The sequence below is a fragment of the Gardnerella swidsinskii genome, assembly GCF_003397705.1.
GTDB classification, from domain to species: Bacteria; Actinomycetota; Actinomycetes; order Actinomycetales; family Bifidobacteriaceae; genus Bifidobacterium; species Bifidobacterium swidsinskii.
Map to the genome: position 1 here is coordinate 102,627 of NZ_QJVB01000001.1, position 16,191 is coordinate 118,817.

Below are 16,191 nucleotides of genomic sequence, written 5' to 3' on the forward strand. Positions count from 1 at the left end.
TGGTTGGGGGACGCTCCACTCTCACCTCGGAAACCCTGAGTTGGGGGAAGGTTCCCGAGTTCTTACTCGCGAAAAGTTTTGTTATAAAGATGATCATGTGCACAGATATAGATTTGTTATTTTCATAATACGCCATAATTTGGCACTGTATATGAAAAATAAAAATCTTTTCTATTTTTGAATAGTTAATTAGCCACTATCCCCTCTGCTTTAATCATTTCACGTCATTATATGTGATACGAAAGATAACAAAACTATAGTTCTGGAATATGTGAATGGAAAATAAGAAATACTCGCGAAACGAGTGGAATAAAAATGGAGCCTCCTGCCGGGATCGAACCGGCGACCTGCCGCTTACAAGGCGGCCGCTCTGGCCATCTGAGCTAAGGAGGCGAAGTTTCTCGTTAGCATGACGAATCATGCTAAGTAGAACAATTGATTAGTGTACCATATGCCACGTCATTACAAAATTACGGCGATGTTGAATATAGAAACGGCGTGTTTTTTGTTGTTTATATTTGCGTATTTGGCAATATAAGGCATTAACATAATGCAGTATGGAAGATACAAGCATGTTCGATTTGCAACCAGGGAATAATGTAGGCGGATACACGCTTATTTCTAGGCTTGGCGGCGGCGCAATGGGGTCAGTTTGGCGCGTTAATGACGATGGCGGCAATCAATATGCTATGAAAATATTACGTGCGTCTGTTCATGCAAAACAGAGTGAAGATGAAGATTCTGAGCAGGAACGCGCTCGAATACGTTTAAAACGTGAAGCTTTGGCTTTGCAGAGGATTCATCATCCAGGTGTTTGCGCGATAGTGGATATGGAATTAGATGCTTCAATCGCTTTTATTGTGACAGAGTTGATTGAAGGACATAATTTGCGCGAAGACGTGGATGAGAATGGACCTTATATTGCAGATGATTTGGAGCGTCTTGCGCATAAGCTTATTGAAGCTGTTAAAGCAGTTCATGAAGCCGGTATTGTTCATCGCGATATTAAACCAACTAATGTAATGATTTCTGCTACTGGACCTGTATTGGTAGATTTTGGGATTGCGATGGGTGAAGGTGAAAGCCATGTTACTCGCACGGGATTAGTGATGGGCACTCCTGGTTTTATTGCTCCAGAAATTATTGAAGGCGGAGATTCAGATGAACTTACAGATTGGTGGTCTGTTGCTGCTGTGCTTGCATTTGCGGCTACCGGTAAGCCTGTTTTTGGCACAAAGCCTATGATGGCGGTTTTGGAGCGTGCTGCCTCAGGCAATGCAGATTTAACTGGGTTACCTCCTAGAACAATGGCTGCTTTTCGTAAGGCTTTGAATCCGATTCGAGAGCAGCGTTGCATGCCATCTGATTTAGAAAATGCAATTAGTCAAGATGCTATGGATCCTTTAGCCTGGCCGGAGGTGAACCGCCCTTTTGACCGTAATGCCACTAACATAACTATGCGTAAAATGTGGTGTGAAACAAAAGAAAAAACTGCTATACTAACAAATTCTCGTACCTGCGATGCAGCTGGTACAGCTGGCATAACAAATCTTAATTCTGATGGAGAAATGCCAACCGTAACTGTTCGTTCTACTACTGTTATGCCACATTCATTAGATAATAGTGAAGACGATAAAACATTTTGTGTGGATGAAAAAACACGAATTAATGCGTTAAACGATGTAGATTTTCAGAATATACAGGACGACAATTCAAACAATTCACGCATTGCACAATCTTCAAAACTTATTCGTTCTTCTGATAACACTTTTGATAATGGCAATATTGAAAATGAAGCAGGTGATTCTCTACACGTTAAAAGTGATGAAGTGTCTTCTGTTGATCCTGCTCTTAATAAACATGATTATGCGCGTAGAGGAACATGGATACTGCTGATTTGTATAATTCTTCATTTAGCCATTGCTTGCTTAAGCATTCTCGATTCTATTGGTTTTGCGATGGTTTTTATGTGGATTAGTGCAACATCCGGCTACAGTATTTCATCAAGCTTGCGAAGATGGCAACTTAACGATGGAATAATTCCTCGCCATGATTCTGTAGTGCTTATTGCAACTTTACCGTGGCATATTATTCGAGGATTTGTTTACATGCTTCCACGAGTTATAGCTATTGTTGTTTCTGGAGGTATTGGAGCTGTTATATATCCATTTTTCTGCGGTAATAATCCTGAATTACTTTCTATAGATGTTGGATCCTTGCGTATTCTTTTACCAACTTACTCACCTAATATTTTTTCAAGTACTGCAGTTGGATATGCTCTAGGATTTATTGTTGCATGGGTTGTTTTTGCTGCAGTTAAGTGGACTACAAAATTCCGTTTAGGATTAGGTGCGTTATTTTATTCTGGAAAATCATTTGAAAAATAAAAATAGTATGATACGTAATGTGTATTTTCCGTTGATGCCATCTACTAAACTGTGGTGAAGTTATTATTTCATTAGCAAGAATGCTGCTAGGAACGAGTCTTAGTGTGCGAAATAAATGGTTGAAGGATAACAATGCCTAAAATTCAGATGCGTGATAATAAGCAGGGAGATTCATCTGCTACTCGCCTACAAAGAACTATAGAAAATCGCGAACGTGCAGCGCGTGAGGCGCGTGAGCGTCGTCAGCAAGCAATTATCGGCGTTATTGTAGTAATTATTGTTGCGGCTATGTTGGCTGCTGTAGGCATTACTGCGTATCAGGCAGCTTACGTTCAGCCTCAGAAAAAAATAGAGCAATCTGCAAAATCTAATCATAATTTGGATAGTATTGATCCAAGTATTCGTCCAAGCGGCGTTAATTCTAAGAATGGCATTCTTTTTAGCAAGGATGGGTACGGCAAGCAAGCTGCTGGTGCTCCTACAGTTGCCACTTATTTTGATCCTTTGTGCCCTGGTTGCGGATCCTTTAATCGTACTGTTGATGAAACTTTAATTAAAATGGTTGAAGCAGGTCAAATTAACCTAGAACTTCACCCAATGTCATTCTTGGATGGACTTTCTACTGACCATTACTCGACTCGTGTTTCTAGTGCTATTGCTTATATCGCTTCATATGATAACAATCCAAAGCATTTGCTTCAGTTTATCAATGGCATTTTTAACGAAAAATTCCAGCCGGAAGAAAGCGAGGGATATAAGCCTGTAAGCAATAAAGAGTTGATTAAACTGGCTAAGAAATCTGGAATTCCAAACGAAATTGCAAGTAAAGCTTTTAACCGCCAATATTTGAAGTGGCAGCTGCTAGTTAATAAATACACTCCTGATCGTAAGGAATTGTGGAATGTCAGCGGTCCAAATAAAGGATCTATGACAACGCCGACTGTAACTATTAACGATAAATTGCTTGATATGAATGCCATTAATGAGAAAAAAATGAAGGTGCTTGATGCTCTGCTTCATTGCATCGGCCTGGATAAAAAACAAGTTGGAGTTGCAGGTCAGATGCCTAAAGTGTCTGACACTAGTTCCCCTATTGCATTGTAAATAAGCTAAATTATAGAAATCTAAATTATTAAATAAAAACGGACGTTAAGTGTATTCTTAACGTCCGTTTTAGTATAGAGATTACTTAATTTTATTTATAATTCAAGCGGCTTACTCTTATACGTAACTTTCGGCATATGACCAGATTTGCCAACATGTTTTTTATCGATTCCCAAAGACTTTAATATAGCTTCCAAAGGATCCATTTGCTTTTCAGAAGCTGCATTGAGATCTACTAGCTTACCGTTAATTGTTACTGTTGGAGTTGTCATAGCGCCTTTATTAGAGCCAGAAACATTCCATAAAGCTTTTTCTTCTGGAGTATTCTCATTAATAACTTCTTGCCACTTAACATAGTGTAAGTTAAATGCTTCATTCGCAATCTTATCTGCAACTCCAGCATCTTCAGCTAAATCAATAAGAGCTTTATTTGGTGTTGCTTGGTATCCGTCGCCTTCTTCCGGCTGGAATCTTTCGCTAAAAATACTATTGATGAACTTAAGCAAATGCTTTGGATCGTTGTCGTGCGAAGCGATATAGGCAATACCGCCTGAGACGCGATAAGAATATTGATCTGAGCTAAAACGATTTAAGAATGACATTGGGTGAAGTTCTAGGTTAATTTGACCTGCTTCAACCATTTTAATTAAAGTTTCATCAACAGTACGATTAAAGGATCCGCAACCAGGGCACAAAGGATCAAAATAAGTGGCAACTGTAGGAGCACCAGCAGCTTGCTTGCCGTACCCATCTTTGCTAAGAAGAATTCCGCCTTGTAAATTAGATGCTGGTGGGATGTCAGAAGAAGGCAGTTTTTTAATCTCTTTGGTTATTTGGGAGTCTGCTGTATCCTCAGTTTGTGTATCTGGCTTATTGGTTGTTGGATTTTCAATTTTTACTTGTGGTTTATTGATTGAATTGTAATAAGTCATAAACCCAGCTCCTGCAGCGAATGCAAGAATAATTAGTGCTATTACGATGCCAATTAAGCTTTTACTATAAGGGGTATTTGATTTTTGCATTTCATTATTTGTTGTTTCTTGTTGTTGATCCATAGTTATTCTCCTTTTGTGCGCCTTACTCGACACGCCGAGTTTATGCAAAATACTGATTTTTTGCTGTTTTTCTAAGATAAACATGATATATTAAGGCATGGCTCAACGAAGAGAACCTTCAATGGACCAGGTAAGTAAACTGTGGACGATTGATACCCGCCGATGTAGGAATTGGGGTCATGAGTGCACACCCTTCACTACGGATCGTTCGGCACGTACCTGCCGATGAAAGGACATATCATGGCAGAAGTTGTATTTGATCATGTGACTCGTATATACCCGGGCAACGATAAGCCTTCGGTTGATGACTTGAACATGACTATTAAAGATGGTGAGTTCCTCGTACTCGTTGGTCCATCTGGTTGCGGTAAGTCAACTACTTTGCGTATGTTGGCAGGTCTTGAAGAGGTTAACAAAGGACGTATCCTCATCGGTGGTCAGGATGTTACTACAATGCAGCCAAAGGATCGCGATATTGCAATGGTCTTCCAGAATTATGCACTGTATCCGCATATGACAGTTGCTGATAACATGGGCTTTGCTTTGAAGATTGCTGGTGTTCCTAAGGAAGAAATCCGCAAGCGTGTTGAAAAAGCTGCAGAAGTGTTGGATTTGACAGAGTATTTGGATCGTAAGCCGAAGGCTTTGTCTGGTGGTCAGCGTCAGCGTGTTGCTATGGGTCGCGCAATTGTTCGTGAACCAAAAGTATTCCTCATGGATGAGCCTCTTTCCAACCTCGACGCTAAGCTCCGCGTTCAGACTCGTACTCAGATTGCTGCTTTGCAGCGTCAGCTTGGTGTTACTACTCTGTACGTTACCCACGATCAGACCGAAGCTTTGACCATGGGCGATCGCATTGCAGTGATTAAGCTTGGCGTATTGCAGCAGGTTGGAGCTCCTACTGAGCTTTATGACCGCCCTGCAAACGTATTCGTTGCAGGCTTCATTGGTTCACCATCTATGAATATCAATCAGCATCCAGTTGTAAACGGTCGAGCTCAGATTGGTGAGGATTCTATACTTCTTCCAGCTGAGGCTGTTGACAAGCTCACTGCAGAAGATAACGGACAGATTATTGTTGGCTTCCGTCCAGAAGATGCAAGCTTGGCAACATCCGATGATCCAAATGCGTTCTCCTTGAAGGTAATGAACGTGGAAGATCTCGGTTCTGATGGCTATATCTATGGCAATATCATCACCGATGGTTCTCCTGAGGAAGCATCTACTATGATGTCTGATCAAAATAAGCTCACGACTATTCGCGTGAACCCACGTGCTCTTCCAAAGGTTGGCGACACCGTGAAGATCAAGATTGATCCATCTAAGATGCATCTGTTCGCACCTTCTACGGAGTTGCGTTTGAACTAAAACGTTGGTTTGCCTGCTTATATAAGCTAATGAGCAAACTTTCGGTATAAGGTATAGAGCGGGGTTCGCAATATGACGCGAACCCCGTTTTTGGCACAAAAAAGCAGCATAATAAGTGTACAATAATACATCATTACAATGCATCGCTTATTATATATAGTTGTTATCAATAATTCGTCGGTGGTTGAGCTGTGTTTATCTGGAATGCAGTGATATCGTTGGCATGAGCTTGATTGGTAAATAAACTTTATGGAATGGAATGACGCTCCTCAATTAGACCCGCGTGCTGTGCAAGCAACTTCGGTATCTGCACAGGACGAGAATGCGTCTTCTCAAGAGCCGCAGGCACTGAAGATTACTGCGGCTAGTTCAAATCCAAAAATGTTTACACTGCCTTGGGAATTACCACTTTCTCAATGGCCTGCTGATTTATTCGTGAATTTGCCGCGTGGTATTTCTCGCCACGTTGTGCGATTTGTTCACGTTGGCGATGAAGTGTATGCAATGAAGGAAATTACTCGTCAAGTTGCAGAACGTGAGTATGAGCTTTTGCGTAGGCTTCGTAAACTTGAGTTGCCTACAGTTACTCCTATAGCTGTTGTTGCAGGACGCCATGACGCTAATGGTGAAAAGCTTGAGGCAATGTTAGTTACGAAACATTTGAAGTTCTCACTACCATATCGTGCATTATTTGCTCGTACGTTGCGTCCGGATACTGCAGAGCGCCTTATCGATGCGCTTGCTGTTCTTATGGTGCGCTTGCATCTTTCTGGCTTCTATTGGGGCGATGTATCGCTTTCCAACGTGCTGTTTTTGCGAGATGCAGATGCTTTTTCTGCATTCCTAGTTGACGCAGAAACTGGTGATTTGCATGGAAGTTTAACAGAAGGTCAACGAGAATACGATATCGATTTAGCTCGAACCAACATTATTGGTGAGCTTATGGATTTGAGCTCCGGTCAGCTTTTACCGACAGAAGTAGATGAAATCAGTATAGGCAATCGTCTAGTAGATCGCTATCATTCGCTTTGGAGTACGCTTACTGACGTTGATAAGTTCAGTCCTGATGAGATGTGGCGAATTGAACGTCGTGTTAATCGTCTAAATGAGCTTGGTTTCGATGTTGATGAGTTGGAGATGAAGACTTCAGAAGATGGTCGAAGGGTTTTGGTTCGACCTCGAGTTGTGGATGCTGGCTATGCTTCCCGCAAGCTTCTTCGTCTTACTGGATTGGATGTTCAAGAGAATCAGGCTCGAAGGCTGCTAAACGATTTGGATGCATATCGCACTTCTACATGGCGTCAAGGTGAAGAGCTGGAAATCGTCGCAACTGATTGGATGCGTGAAATTTTCGAGCCAACAGTTCGTATGATACCTCCTGAATTCCGTTCGCAAATTGAACCAGCTCAGTTCTTCCATGAAGTGTTGGATCATCGTTGGTTTATGGCAGAAAAAGTTGGCCATGACGTTGCTATGCAAGATGCTGTGACAAGCTATATTAAAAATGTGCTTCCTCAGTACAAAATGGATAAGCATGTTCTTGCTGCTATTAATGCAGATGCTGATTCTGGCGTTGTGGATGATGAATACACGTATTCTTCTCCAGCACCTGTAGGTCACGATATAGATGAAGATGATCAAGATGCTAGTGTTTGGGCAAGTTGAGTATTGTGTTATATAAGTAATTAGCTAATTTTCAATAAGTACGGCATTGATTGCCGTCTTTGATTTTAAGTGAATTTTTCGTCGGGGAGTTCAACTCCCCGTTTTTTTATTGCAGTTTACTCGCTTACCCTAAATTTGGGTATAAAAAAGTGCCCCCTGTGGGACTCGAACCCACAACCCAAGACTTAAAAGGACTCTGCTCTGCCAATTGAGCTAAAGGGGCAACAAATGCTAAGTGTACTACATTCAATCGACGAAGTGAATATCGTGTTAACTTATGCGTGTTACATATATTTATTGCAGTATTCCGAGTGACTCAAGTTTTGCTTTTATTTGTGTTGCTGATGGCTCAACCATAAAAGTATTATCTGCAAAAGTAACAACTGGAATATGCTTTTGATTGCTAATTTCAATCGCTTTTTCTTCAGCACCCTCTTCTGTTTCAATATCGTGCCAAACGAATGCCACACCATACTGGATTAGCGCAGCTTTCGCACGTTTGCAATCTCCACACCAATCTGCACCGTATACATTTACGGTAGGCTGATCTGACATAAAATCCTCCTCAATGATTTTGTGAATTCAAATTTTGCGTAATAAATAGCTCGTGCTATTTATTACTACTTTTACTAGTGTAATAGATGCAGGTGTACCTAAGCATATTGACGTTGAAGTGTAACAAAGATGAGAAAAAATAGTGAAATATATTGCTAGTGTCCCTTGACTTTCATAGTCTTGATGTCATGAATATGGTTATGGATATGAACATGCTAATTTGGTTTGCGGCTGCGGCTGTTGTTATTGTCATCTTATTAGTAACAGTTGCAGTGATTTTGCGCATTCACAGCAATAGTCATGGACCAGTAATTCCTGAAAGCGTTGATAGTGCAATCGATACAAGCAAAACTAAAGCGCGTGGAACAAAAAAATCTGAAAAACAGATAGAAAGTAACGTCGCTGTTGTACCTAATGAAGAAGTAAAGTCTGAATTATTGCCAGAAAGTACTTCTTCGCGTATTAAACGTCTTCGCGAACGTTTGGCTCATAGTGCAAATCCATTTGGTCGTGCATTGTTTAATATCATAAGCAAGGACCATCTTTCGGAAGAAGATTGGGAAGATGTAGAAGATACTCTTCTTATGGCCGATGTTGGTTCTCGAGCTAGTGAAGAATTAGTAGAAGATCTACGCAAAGATGCACGCATTGCTGGTACCTCTAATTCAGAAGATGTGCATTCAGCATTGCGTACGAAACTATTGAAAATAGTAGATGAAGACGCTGATCGACGCTTAAATGTAGATAAATCAGATGCGCATCATCCTAGCGTTATTATGATGGTCGGCGTTAATGGCACCGGTAAAACCACTACTGCTGGTAAATTAGCGCGATTGTTTATTGCCAAAAAACGTTCAGTAATGTTTGCTGCAGCAGATACTTTTCGTGCGGCTGCAGCTGATCAACTTGAAACTTGGGCGTCTGCAGTAAGCGTGCCAGTTGTTCGTGCAAATAAAGATGGTGCTGATCCTGCTTCTGTTGCTTTTATTGCTGCGAATAAGGCAAAAGAAGAGCAAACTGATTTATTGATTGTAGATACTGCTGGTCGTTTGCAGAATAAAGCAAATTTAATGGAAGAGCTTGGCAAAATTCGTAGGGTTATAGAAAAAACTATGCCTGTTGATGAAGTATTGCTGGTATTGGATGCTACTACTGGTCAAAATGGCATGTCTCAAGCAAAAGTATTTGCTGAAGCTATTGGCATTACGGGCGTAGTCCTTACTAAGCTTGATGGTTCCGCTAAAGGTGGAATTGTTATAGCTGTACAGCGTGAACTTGGTGTACCGGTTAAGCTAGTAGGTCTTGGCGAAGGACCAGATGATTTAGTGCCGTTTGATGCTCAAAGCTTCGTAGACGGTTTGCTCGCTTAATGCTGAGCATTGATGTAGTTGCATGAGTGGTAGTTTTTAATGTTCCACTAAAGTCTTTATGAGTTTTGGCTATAAGAGTTTCTCGGTACAATAGTTATATAAAGTAATACTTAAGCTGCAATGATGTTATTGTTGCGCTGTTTCAAATAATTGAGGTGAAAAATGACCACAATGGATCCGCAATGGGCATTGTTGGCTGGCGCGTTGGTGTTTATTATTACGCCGGGTATTGCCCTGTTCTATGGAGGCCGTGAACGCGCTACTTCCATGGTGAATATGATGATGCTTTCAGCTGGCGCTATTGCTGTAACCACACTGGTTTGGACGCTGTGGGGATGGTCGTTAGCTTTTGCTGGCAAAGATATGGCTGGTGGTGTTATAGGTGATCCATTGAGTGGTTTGCTATTCCGTGATTCGATGGTGGCAGATCATGGTGTGTTTACGTCTATGGACGCAAATTCCGGATTATCTGGCGGCATTCCTGCAGCTTTTCGTTTAGCATGTGCTGTTGTTGCAGTAGCGCTTATTACTGGAGCTCTAGCCGGTCGAGTGCGTTACGCTATTTGGCTTATTTTCGTAGCTGTGTGGATTACTTTAGTATTCGCTCCATTAGCACATATGGTGTGCGGTGGTGGATTGCTTTCGCCTAATGGTGCTATTTCACAGGCGTTAGGTATTTCAGTGCATGACTTCGCGGGTGGCTCTATATTGCATATTGCTGCGGCTGTTTCGGCTTTTGCAATTGTTATGATTATTGGCGGACATGCTCACTTCCCTCTTAAGCGTTTTGTTTTGCATATTAAGAATGTTGCGCATACGAGTGGCAATGCTAATTCTGGAGCTACTAATTCGCGTAATTCTAAAAGTCGTTTATCGCGCGCATTGTGGGCTGATGTTGAGCATGCTAAAAATGCTGCTAGTGAGACTGTTGTCTCTCCAGTTGCTACAGTGACTGAGGTTGCTGCTGAATCCACTGCAACGCAGTCAGCCGTTGAAAATGGTGTTGCTGCTCGCCATCCGCATAATGTTCCTTTCGTTATGCTTGGCGTTTTCTTGATTTGGTTCGGTTGGCTTGGGTTAATGATTGGTTCTTCTGCAGGCGTTCCTGGAGTTGCAGGTTATGCTTGGGTGAGTTCCACAATAACTGCTTCTGCTTCAATGCTTGCCTGGGGTGTGACTGAACGTTTACACTCTGGATGCTTTACTGCTTTGGGAGCTGCGTCTGGTGTTATGGCTGGATTGGCTGCAAGTGCTGCAGCCGCGGATGTTATTGCTCCATTGTGGGCTTTAGTTTTGGGTGTTCTTTCTGGTGTTATTACTTCTCTAGTGACTCACTCTCGTACTTTTGTGCGCTACGATGGTGCCTTGCATGTAGTTAGCGTGAATGGTGTTGCTGCGCTTATTGGTGTGCTTGCAGTAGGCTTATTTGCTGATGGTTCTGGATTACTTGCTGTTGGTGATTGGCATCAGTTAGTTGCACAACTGTGCTTAATTGGGATTACGGTGCTTTATGCAGGTGCTGTAACTGCAGTATTAGCTTTTGTTCTTGAAAAGCTTTTTGGATGGCGTATTTCGGAAGCTAAGGAACGTAAGGGCGTTGATTTGGTTGATCAAGGAGAGCGTGCTTACGATTTTTCTTCTATTGCACAAAGTCATGATGGCGCTGTAGTTGCTGTTGCAGATGATGATGCAAATAAAACTCAAATGGCTGTTCTTACTTCTGTTGATATTGATATGGGTGAAAACGAGGTTGAACAATCTGATTTTATGGTTAATCAATCTGAGGCAAATCCTGAGCAAGGCGATTCTGAGGTTGATTCTAAATCTGAAGTTGAGCAAAAAGAGTCTTCTTCTGAAGAAGAGTTTGAAACTGTAAAAAAAGATGAATCATCGCAAAAGAATAAAAAAACAGAAAAACGAAATAATAGTGCTAAAGAATAGACGCATGTGCGTAAGCGTTATGATTTAGCAGCAAGTTCGAATTATGTTGGTATAAACCGCATGTCTTATCTAAGATATGCGGTTTTGCTATTTTTGCTAATTTAAAATCAAGTTTTTTAATGAATAACTTATTTTTAGTGAATAAGTTATTCATATGACACGCACGAATTGCTTGATGTGGATAAAAAAGATAAGTTATCCACATTTTAGGCGTGTCTACGTGGACATCACACAAATTTATCCACATAGTGGGGATAACATTGTGGATATCCTGCGGATAACTTTTTAAAATAATATTTTTATTTGCGATTTACGCATATTTGTGTTACTTCACTCGCAATTGCTTTTGCATAAAATTTGTTAGCATATTGCAATTTTCTTTTATGCAAGCGTGACAAAGTAGCAGTAGAATGAAGCATTATGACAAATCAAAAGTTGGACAACCAGAACAAAAAAGACGTACTGCGCAATATTTGGCTACTAGCTGTACCGACTTTTGGACAGCTCATATCTGAGCCGGCATTTGTACTCATTGACACTGCTATTATTGGTCATATTGGCAAAAGTGCTCTAGCGGGTCTTTCTATTGGATCAACGGTACTTCTTACTACTACAGGTCTCTGCTTATTTTTGGCTTACAATACAACTTCACAGGTTGCGCGTCTCTTAGGCGCAGGTAAGCGTCGAGAAGGTTTTAGCATTGGTATGGATGGGTTGTGGCTTGCATTATTGCTTGGCATAATTCTTACAGTCATACTTATTTTCGCCGCTGAACCGTTATGTTACGCAATAGGCGCGCGTGGCTCTACGTTGCAAAATGCTATTGTTTACACACAAATGGTTATGCCTGGATTGCCTGCGATGTTGCTCGTGTATGCAGCAAATGGCATATTTCGCGGTCTTTGCAACGTGCGCATAACATTATTTGCTGCTGTAAGTGGAGCTGTTCTAAATACCATTCTCGATGTAATCGCAGTATTTGGTCTCAATATGGGAATCGCTGGTTCTGGTATTGCAACAATGATTGCGCAATGGTACATGGGACTTGTTCTCACTATTCCTGCAGTTATTTGGGCTACTCAAAGTGGTGCGCGTCTCAAACCGCATTTCCAGCATATTCTACATTCTGCTGGAACTGGTATGCCTTTGTTTGTTCGTACACTTGCATTGCGCGTGTGCATGGTAGCTACGGTTGTTACTGCGACTCATCTCGGTACTAATACTCTCGCCGCGTATCAGGTTGCTAACTCTTGTTGGAATTTTGTTATGAATATTTTAGATGCAATTGGTATTGCTGCGCAGACTATTGTTGCTGCAGCACTAGGTGCAGGCTGTCGTAAGCGCGCAGGAATGATTACGCGTATTTGTGCTCAAGTGGGAGCTGTAAGCAGCGTAGGAGTCGGTTTATTCATGATTTTCGTGGGTTGGAGTTGCGCGCCACTATTTAGTCAGCATACAGATATCCAGTTTTTAATTTCTGTAGGTATGACAATATTAGGATTGTTCTTGCCTCTTGCTGGATGGATGTGGGCACTAGATGGCGTATTAATTGGCGCAGGCGATCACCGTTACTTAGCAAAAGCTTGCTCAGTAATGGCTGCTGTGTATTTAACATTTTTGGCGCTCACAAGCGTTTTTGATGTCGTCGTCGACGCTAATGACGTGGTAAGAACTATTACTTTATGGGTTGTTTTAAATGCTGTTTATATTGGGGGGCGTGCAATAGGCAATAGTTTGCGCATAAGAAATGATACGTGGATGGACTCTGCGCTAAAAATGTAAATAAAGTTTTGTGTTAATACATTTACGTTTTTTCATAATACGTGCGCGCGTTTATACTCGTTTTTATGGCAGATAATGATATGTGGCAATCTACTAAAGGCAATGTTATCCGCGTAGGGAGCAATCGTGGTGGCAATGGTGACGCCTCTGCATATGGTTCTGGCGTTGCAAATCGTGGTGCTGAAGTAGGTGCTACGTTGTTTGATCGTGTGCCTCCTCACGATGTCGATGCAGAAATGGCTGTGCTTGGCGGAATGCTTATGAGCAAAGATGCTATTGGCGAAGTGTCTCAATTGCTTGAAACATCAGATTTTTATTTACCGCAGCACCAAACAATTTATGATGCTATTCTTACGCTTTTCGCTGGCTCACAGCCTGTTGACGTTGTGCTTGTAGCTAACGAATTAATGAAAGATGGAAATCTCGATAAAGTTGGCGGAGCTGACTATTTGCACAGCCTAGTAGCTTCTGTGCCAACAGCCGCAAACGCAATGTACTACGCAGATATTGTGCACCAAAATGCTGTTCTTCGTAACGTTATTACTGCTGGCACAAAAATTGCGCAAATGGGCTATTCTGCTTCCGGAGCGCAAGCAGAAGATATTGTAAATCTTGCGCAATCAGAAGTGTATGAGATGAGTGCCGGCAAAGTGCGTCAAGATTACGTTGCTATTGGCCCAGTTTTGCAAAATACTCTTGATCAGCTCGATAAAATGCAAAATCATGAACTTGAGCAAGGTGTGCCGACTGGATTTAGAGATATTGACGAAGTTACTCAAGGTTTGCAGCCTGGTCAAATGATTGTTGTTGCTGGTCGTCCGGCTATGGGTAAGTCAACACTTGGCATTGATTTCGCTCGTTCAGCAGCACTGCACCACAATATGACGTCTATTGTGTTCTCTCTAGAAATGAGCAAAGTGGAATTGGCTCAGCGCATTATTGCTGCAGAAACTAATATTCCGCTTGCTGCTATGCGAAGAGCGGAAGATATTACTCCGGATCGTTGGAATACTCTTAATACTTTTTGGACAAAAATGCAAAACGCTCCGCTTTTTATTGATGACAGTCCAAATATGAGCTTGATGGAAATTCGCGCAAAATGCCGTCGTTTGAAGCAAACTAATGATCTGAAACTGGTAGTTATTGATTACCTTCAGCTGATGAGTTCCGGCAAGCGCGTGGAAAGCCGACAGCAGGAAGTTTCGGAATTCTCACGTGCGCTTAAGTTGCTTGCAAAAGAGCTTGAAGTGCCAGTTGTGGCATTGAGCCAGCTTAACCGAGGGCCGGAAATGCGAAACGACAAGAAACCACAGCTTTCAGATTTGCGCGAATCTGGTTCTATTGAGCAGGATGCTGACGTTGTGTTCCTAGTGCATCGCCCTGATTTTTACAATAAGGAAGATCGCCCAGGCGAAGCAGATATTATTATGGCAAAGCATCGTAACGGCCCTACTGACACGTTTAATCTTGCCTTCTTGGGTGCAACTTCCAAGTTCATGGATATGCCGCAAGACTACCAGCAATAAGGGGTGTGATTTAGTATGTCAAGCCGCGACCATGAATCGCATAAAAAGTTGCGTCAAAATTTGCATAAGCATTGGTACAGTTTTGCAATGCCTGCTGTTGGTAAACTTGTTTGCGCTCTTTCTAGGGTGCTACATCATGGCGGAAGCGCATTGCCGGGGAAAGTTATTGAGAGCCTTGATTCCGGCTTTCTAGCGCGTACTCTTGCATCATTGCCATACGGAATAGTTCTTATTTCCGGAACTAATGGCAAAACTACCACAACGCGTATGGTAACTTCTATGCTGCGTGACGCAGGGCTTAATGTATTTACTAATCCAACCGGTTCAAACTTTACTAGAGGAGTAGTGGCATCTCTTGCAAAAATAATGCCGGCTTTTGGCACAAAATTAAATGCGGATATTGCAGTTTTAGAGCTCGACGAAGCGTACGCAGTGCATTTTGTAAATCAAATCAAGCCTCGTTATTCTTTATTGCTAAATGTTATGCGAGATCAGCTCGATCGATTCGGCGAAATTGACACAACTGCAAAACTATTAAGCAATGTAGCTGCAGCAACTGAAGGAACGGTAGTGCTAAATCGCGAAGATTCACGTATTTGCGCGCTTGCAAAAGTTGTTCCTTCCGGGACCTGTGTGCGGTATTTTGGTTTGGATGACGCAGTAAAAAGCATGTTCCCAACGGATGATGATTTGCACAATACTGCTGAAAAAAGCGAAAATTGCAAAGATACTGCAGAAAGCAAGGCTAACAATCTTCCTAAAGCAGACGTTGTGCTTTCAAAAGTTGGAGACCATGAGGCCGAGTTTATACTTGATGGCAAGAGTAAAACCACATCTGTAAAACTCGACGGCGCTTACAACATTTTCAACGCTGCTGCAGCTGCAACAGTAGTTCGCGCTATATTAGCGGATGCTACAAAACAAAATTCTGCGCTGCAAAAATTCGACGACGACGCGCTTATGGAAGCGATTTCGCACGTAACTCCTGCTTTTGGTAGAGGAGAAGTAATTGAAGTTAATGGCGCTCCTGTTGAGCTTGTTTTAGTGAAGAATCCTATTGGTTTTAGACTTGCGATTGCTTCGGACCATCCACAAAATCACGATACCATGATTGCAATTTGTGACGAATACGCTGACGGTAGAGATATGAGCTGGCTGTGGGACGTTGATTTTGCAAGCTTTAGCGGCACTGGAGTTGCGTGTGTTTCGGGCACTCGCGCATGGGATATGGCTTTGCGGTTGCAATACGATAAGGTTGAGGCTCGCAATGTGAATACGGATTTGGAAGAAGATGCTAAAGCTTTTGTAAATGGCGATTTTAGTGGCAATACTAAAAATGCTAAGCGCATATATTGCACGTATACTGCTATGCTTCGCGTGCGCGCTGCTTTAGCACAACTTGCGGAAGTTAAAGACGTTGGAGTTGGGAAGTAATTGT

11 protein-coding genes and 2 tRNA genes are annotated in these 16,191 nt (G+C 41.9%); 9 read left to right on the forward strand and 4 right to left on the reverse strand.

Going from position 1 to position 16,191, the window contains the following annotated elements; all coding sequences use genetic code 11:
* Positions 1-316 precede the first annotated feature (316 nt).
* Positions 317-393, reverse strand: a tRNA-Thr gene (locus D0T18_RS00440).
* Positions 394-557: 164 nt separating this feature from the next.
* On the opposite strand from D0T18_RS00440, the gene D0T18_RS00445 reads away from it, so the two are divergent.
* Positions 558-2,387: a serine/threonine-protein kinase gene (locus D0T18_RS00445; protein WP_116440301.1), complete on the forward strand. Its 1,830-nt coding sequence runs from the start codon at positions 558-560 to the stop codon at positions 2,385-2,387.
* 132 nt (positions 2,388-2,519) lie between these two features.
* Positions 2,520-3,491: a DsbA family protein gene (locus D0T18_RS00450; protein ID WP_116440302.1), complete on the forward strand. Its 972-nt coding sequence runs from the start codon at positions 2,520-2,522 to the stop codon at positions 3,489-3,491.
* Positions 3,492-3,586: 95 nt separating this feature from the next.
* Here the strand turns inward: D0T18_RS00450 and D0T18_RS00455 are convergent, their stop codons facing one another.
* Entirely contained in the window at positions 3,587-4,546 is a 960-nt protein-coding gene (locus tag D0T18_RS00455; protein WP_102703296.1) for a DsbA family protein, read from the reverse strand.
* A gap of 240 nt (positions 4,547-4,786) precedes the next feature.
* On the opposite strand from D0T18_RS00455, the gene D0T18_RS00460 reads away from it, so the two are divergent.
* Together D0T18_RS00460 and D0T18_RS00465 are read left to right on the forward strand one after the other, a co-directional pair.
* Positions 4,787-5,914: an ABC transporter ATP-binding protein gene (locus D0T18_RS00460; protein WP_004110155.1), complete on the forward strand. Its 1,128-nt coding sequence runs from the start codon at positions 4,787-4,789 to the stop codon at positions 5,912-5,914.
* Positions 5,915-6,163: 249 nt separating this feature from the next.
* Complete coding sequence (locus D0T18_RS00465) at positions 6,164-7,579, forward strand: DUF4032 domain-containing protein (RefSeq protein WP_004110152.1); 1,416 nt, start codon at positions 6,164-6,166, stop codon at positions 7,577-7,579.
* 150 nt (positions 7,580-7,729) lie between these two features.
* Here D0T18_RS00465 and D0T18_RS00470 read toward each other — a convergent pair.
* Together D0T18_RS00470 and D0T18_RS00475 are read right to left on the reverse strand one after the other, a co-directional pair.
* Positions 7,730-7,802 (reverse strand) — tRNA-Lys (locus D0T18_RS00470).
* 71 nt (positions 7,803-7,873) lie between these two features.
* Complete coding sequence (locus D0T18_RS00475) at positions 7,874-8,134, reverse strand: glutaredoxin domain-containing protein (protein ID WP_004110149.1); 261 nt, start codon at positions 8,132-8,134, stop codon at positions 7,874-7,876.
* 188 nt (positions 8,135-8,322) lie between these two features.
* On the opposite strand from D0T18_RS00475, the gene ftsY reads away from it, so the two are divergent.
* The 5 genes from ftsY to D0T18_RS00500 all read left to right on the forward strand — a co-directional run bounded on the left by ftsY (position 8,323) and on the right by D0T18_RS00500 (position 16,187).
* Positions 8,323-9,504, forward strand: a complete 1,182-nt coding sequence (gene ftsY / locus D0T18_RS00480) for a signal recognition particle-docking protein FtsY (protein WP_102703297.1) — start codon at positions 8,323-8,325, stop codon at positions 9,502-9,504.
* Between the two features lie 162 nt (positions 9,505-9,666).
* The gene (locus D0T18_RS00485) at positions 9,667-11,445 is read left to right on the forward strand and encodes an ammonium transporter (protein WP_102703298.1); all 1,779 of its coding nucleotides are present in this window, start codon (positions 9,667-9,669) and stop codon (positions 11,443-11,445) included.
* A gap of 420 nt (positions 11,446-11,865) precedes the next feature.
* Positions 11,866-13,227, forward strand: a complete 1,362-nt coding sequence (locus tag D0T18_RS00490) for an MATE family efflux transporter (protein ID WP_004110141.1) — start codon at positions 11,866-11,868, stop codon at positions 13,225-13,227.
* 65 nt (positions 13,228-13,292) lie between these two features.
* Positions 13,293-14,753 (forward strand): replicative DNA helicase, encoded by a 1,461-nt coding sequence (gene dnaB, locus D0T18_RS00495; RefSeq protein WP_004110126.1) that lies wholly within the window; start codon positions 13,293-13,295, stop codon positions 14,751-14,753.
* A gap of 15 nt (positions 14,754-14,768) precedes the next feature.
* Complete coding sequence (locus tag D0T18_RS00500) at positions 14,769-16,187, forward strand: Mur ligase family protein (protein WP_004110124.1); 1,419 nt, start codon at positions 14,769-14,771, stop codon at positions 16,185-16,187.
* The last annotated feature ends 4 nt before the right edge of the window (positions 16,188-16,191 follow it).

Excerpts from the sequence above, each read along its gene's own strand:
- D0T18_RS00445 (WP_116440301.1), top strand. The coding sequence starts at position 558 with ATGGAAGATACAAGCATGTTCGATTTGCAACCAGGGAATAATGTAGGC.
- D0T18_RS00450 (WP_116440302.1), top strand. The coding sequence starts at position 2,520 with ATGCCTAAAATTCAGATGCGTGATAATAAGCAGGGAGATTCATCTGCT.
- D0T18_RS00455 (WP_102703296.1), bottom strand. The coding sequence starts at position 4,546 with ATGGATCAACAACAAGAAACAACAAATAATGAAATGCAAAAATCAAAT.
- D0T18_RS00460 (WP_004110155.1), top strand. The coding sequence starts at position 4,787 with ATGGCAGAAGTTGTATTTGATCATGTGACTCGTATATACCCGGGCAAC.
- D0T18_RS00465 (WP_004110152.1), top strand. The coding sequence starts at position 6,164 with ATGGAATGGAATGACGCTCCTCAATTAGACCCGCGTGCTGTGCAAGCA.
- D0T18_RS00475 (WP_004110149.1), bottom strand. The coding sequence starts at position 8,134 with ATGTCAGATCAGCCTACCGTAAATGTATACGGTGCAGATTGGTGTGGA.
- ftsY (WP_102703297.1), top strand. The coding sequence starts at position 8,323 with ATGAATATGGTTATGGATATGAACATGCTAATTTGGTTTGCGGCTGCG.
- D0T18_RS00485 (WP_102703298.1), top strand. The coding sequence starts at position 9,667 with ATGACCACAATGGATCCGCAATGGGCATTGTTGGCTGGCGCGTTGGTG.
- D0T18_RS00490 (WP_004110141.1), top strand. The coding sequence starts at position 11,866 with ATGACAAATCAAAAGTTGGACAACCAGAACAAAAAAGACGTACTGCGC.
- dnaB (WP_004110126.1), top strand. The coding sequence starts at position 13,293 with ATGGCAGATAATGATATGTGGCAATCTACTAAAGGCAATGTTATCCGC.
- D0T18_RS00500 (WP_004110124.1), top strand. The coding sequence starts at position 14,769 with ATGTCAAGCCGCGACCATGAATCGCATAAAAAGTTGCGTCAAAATTTG.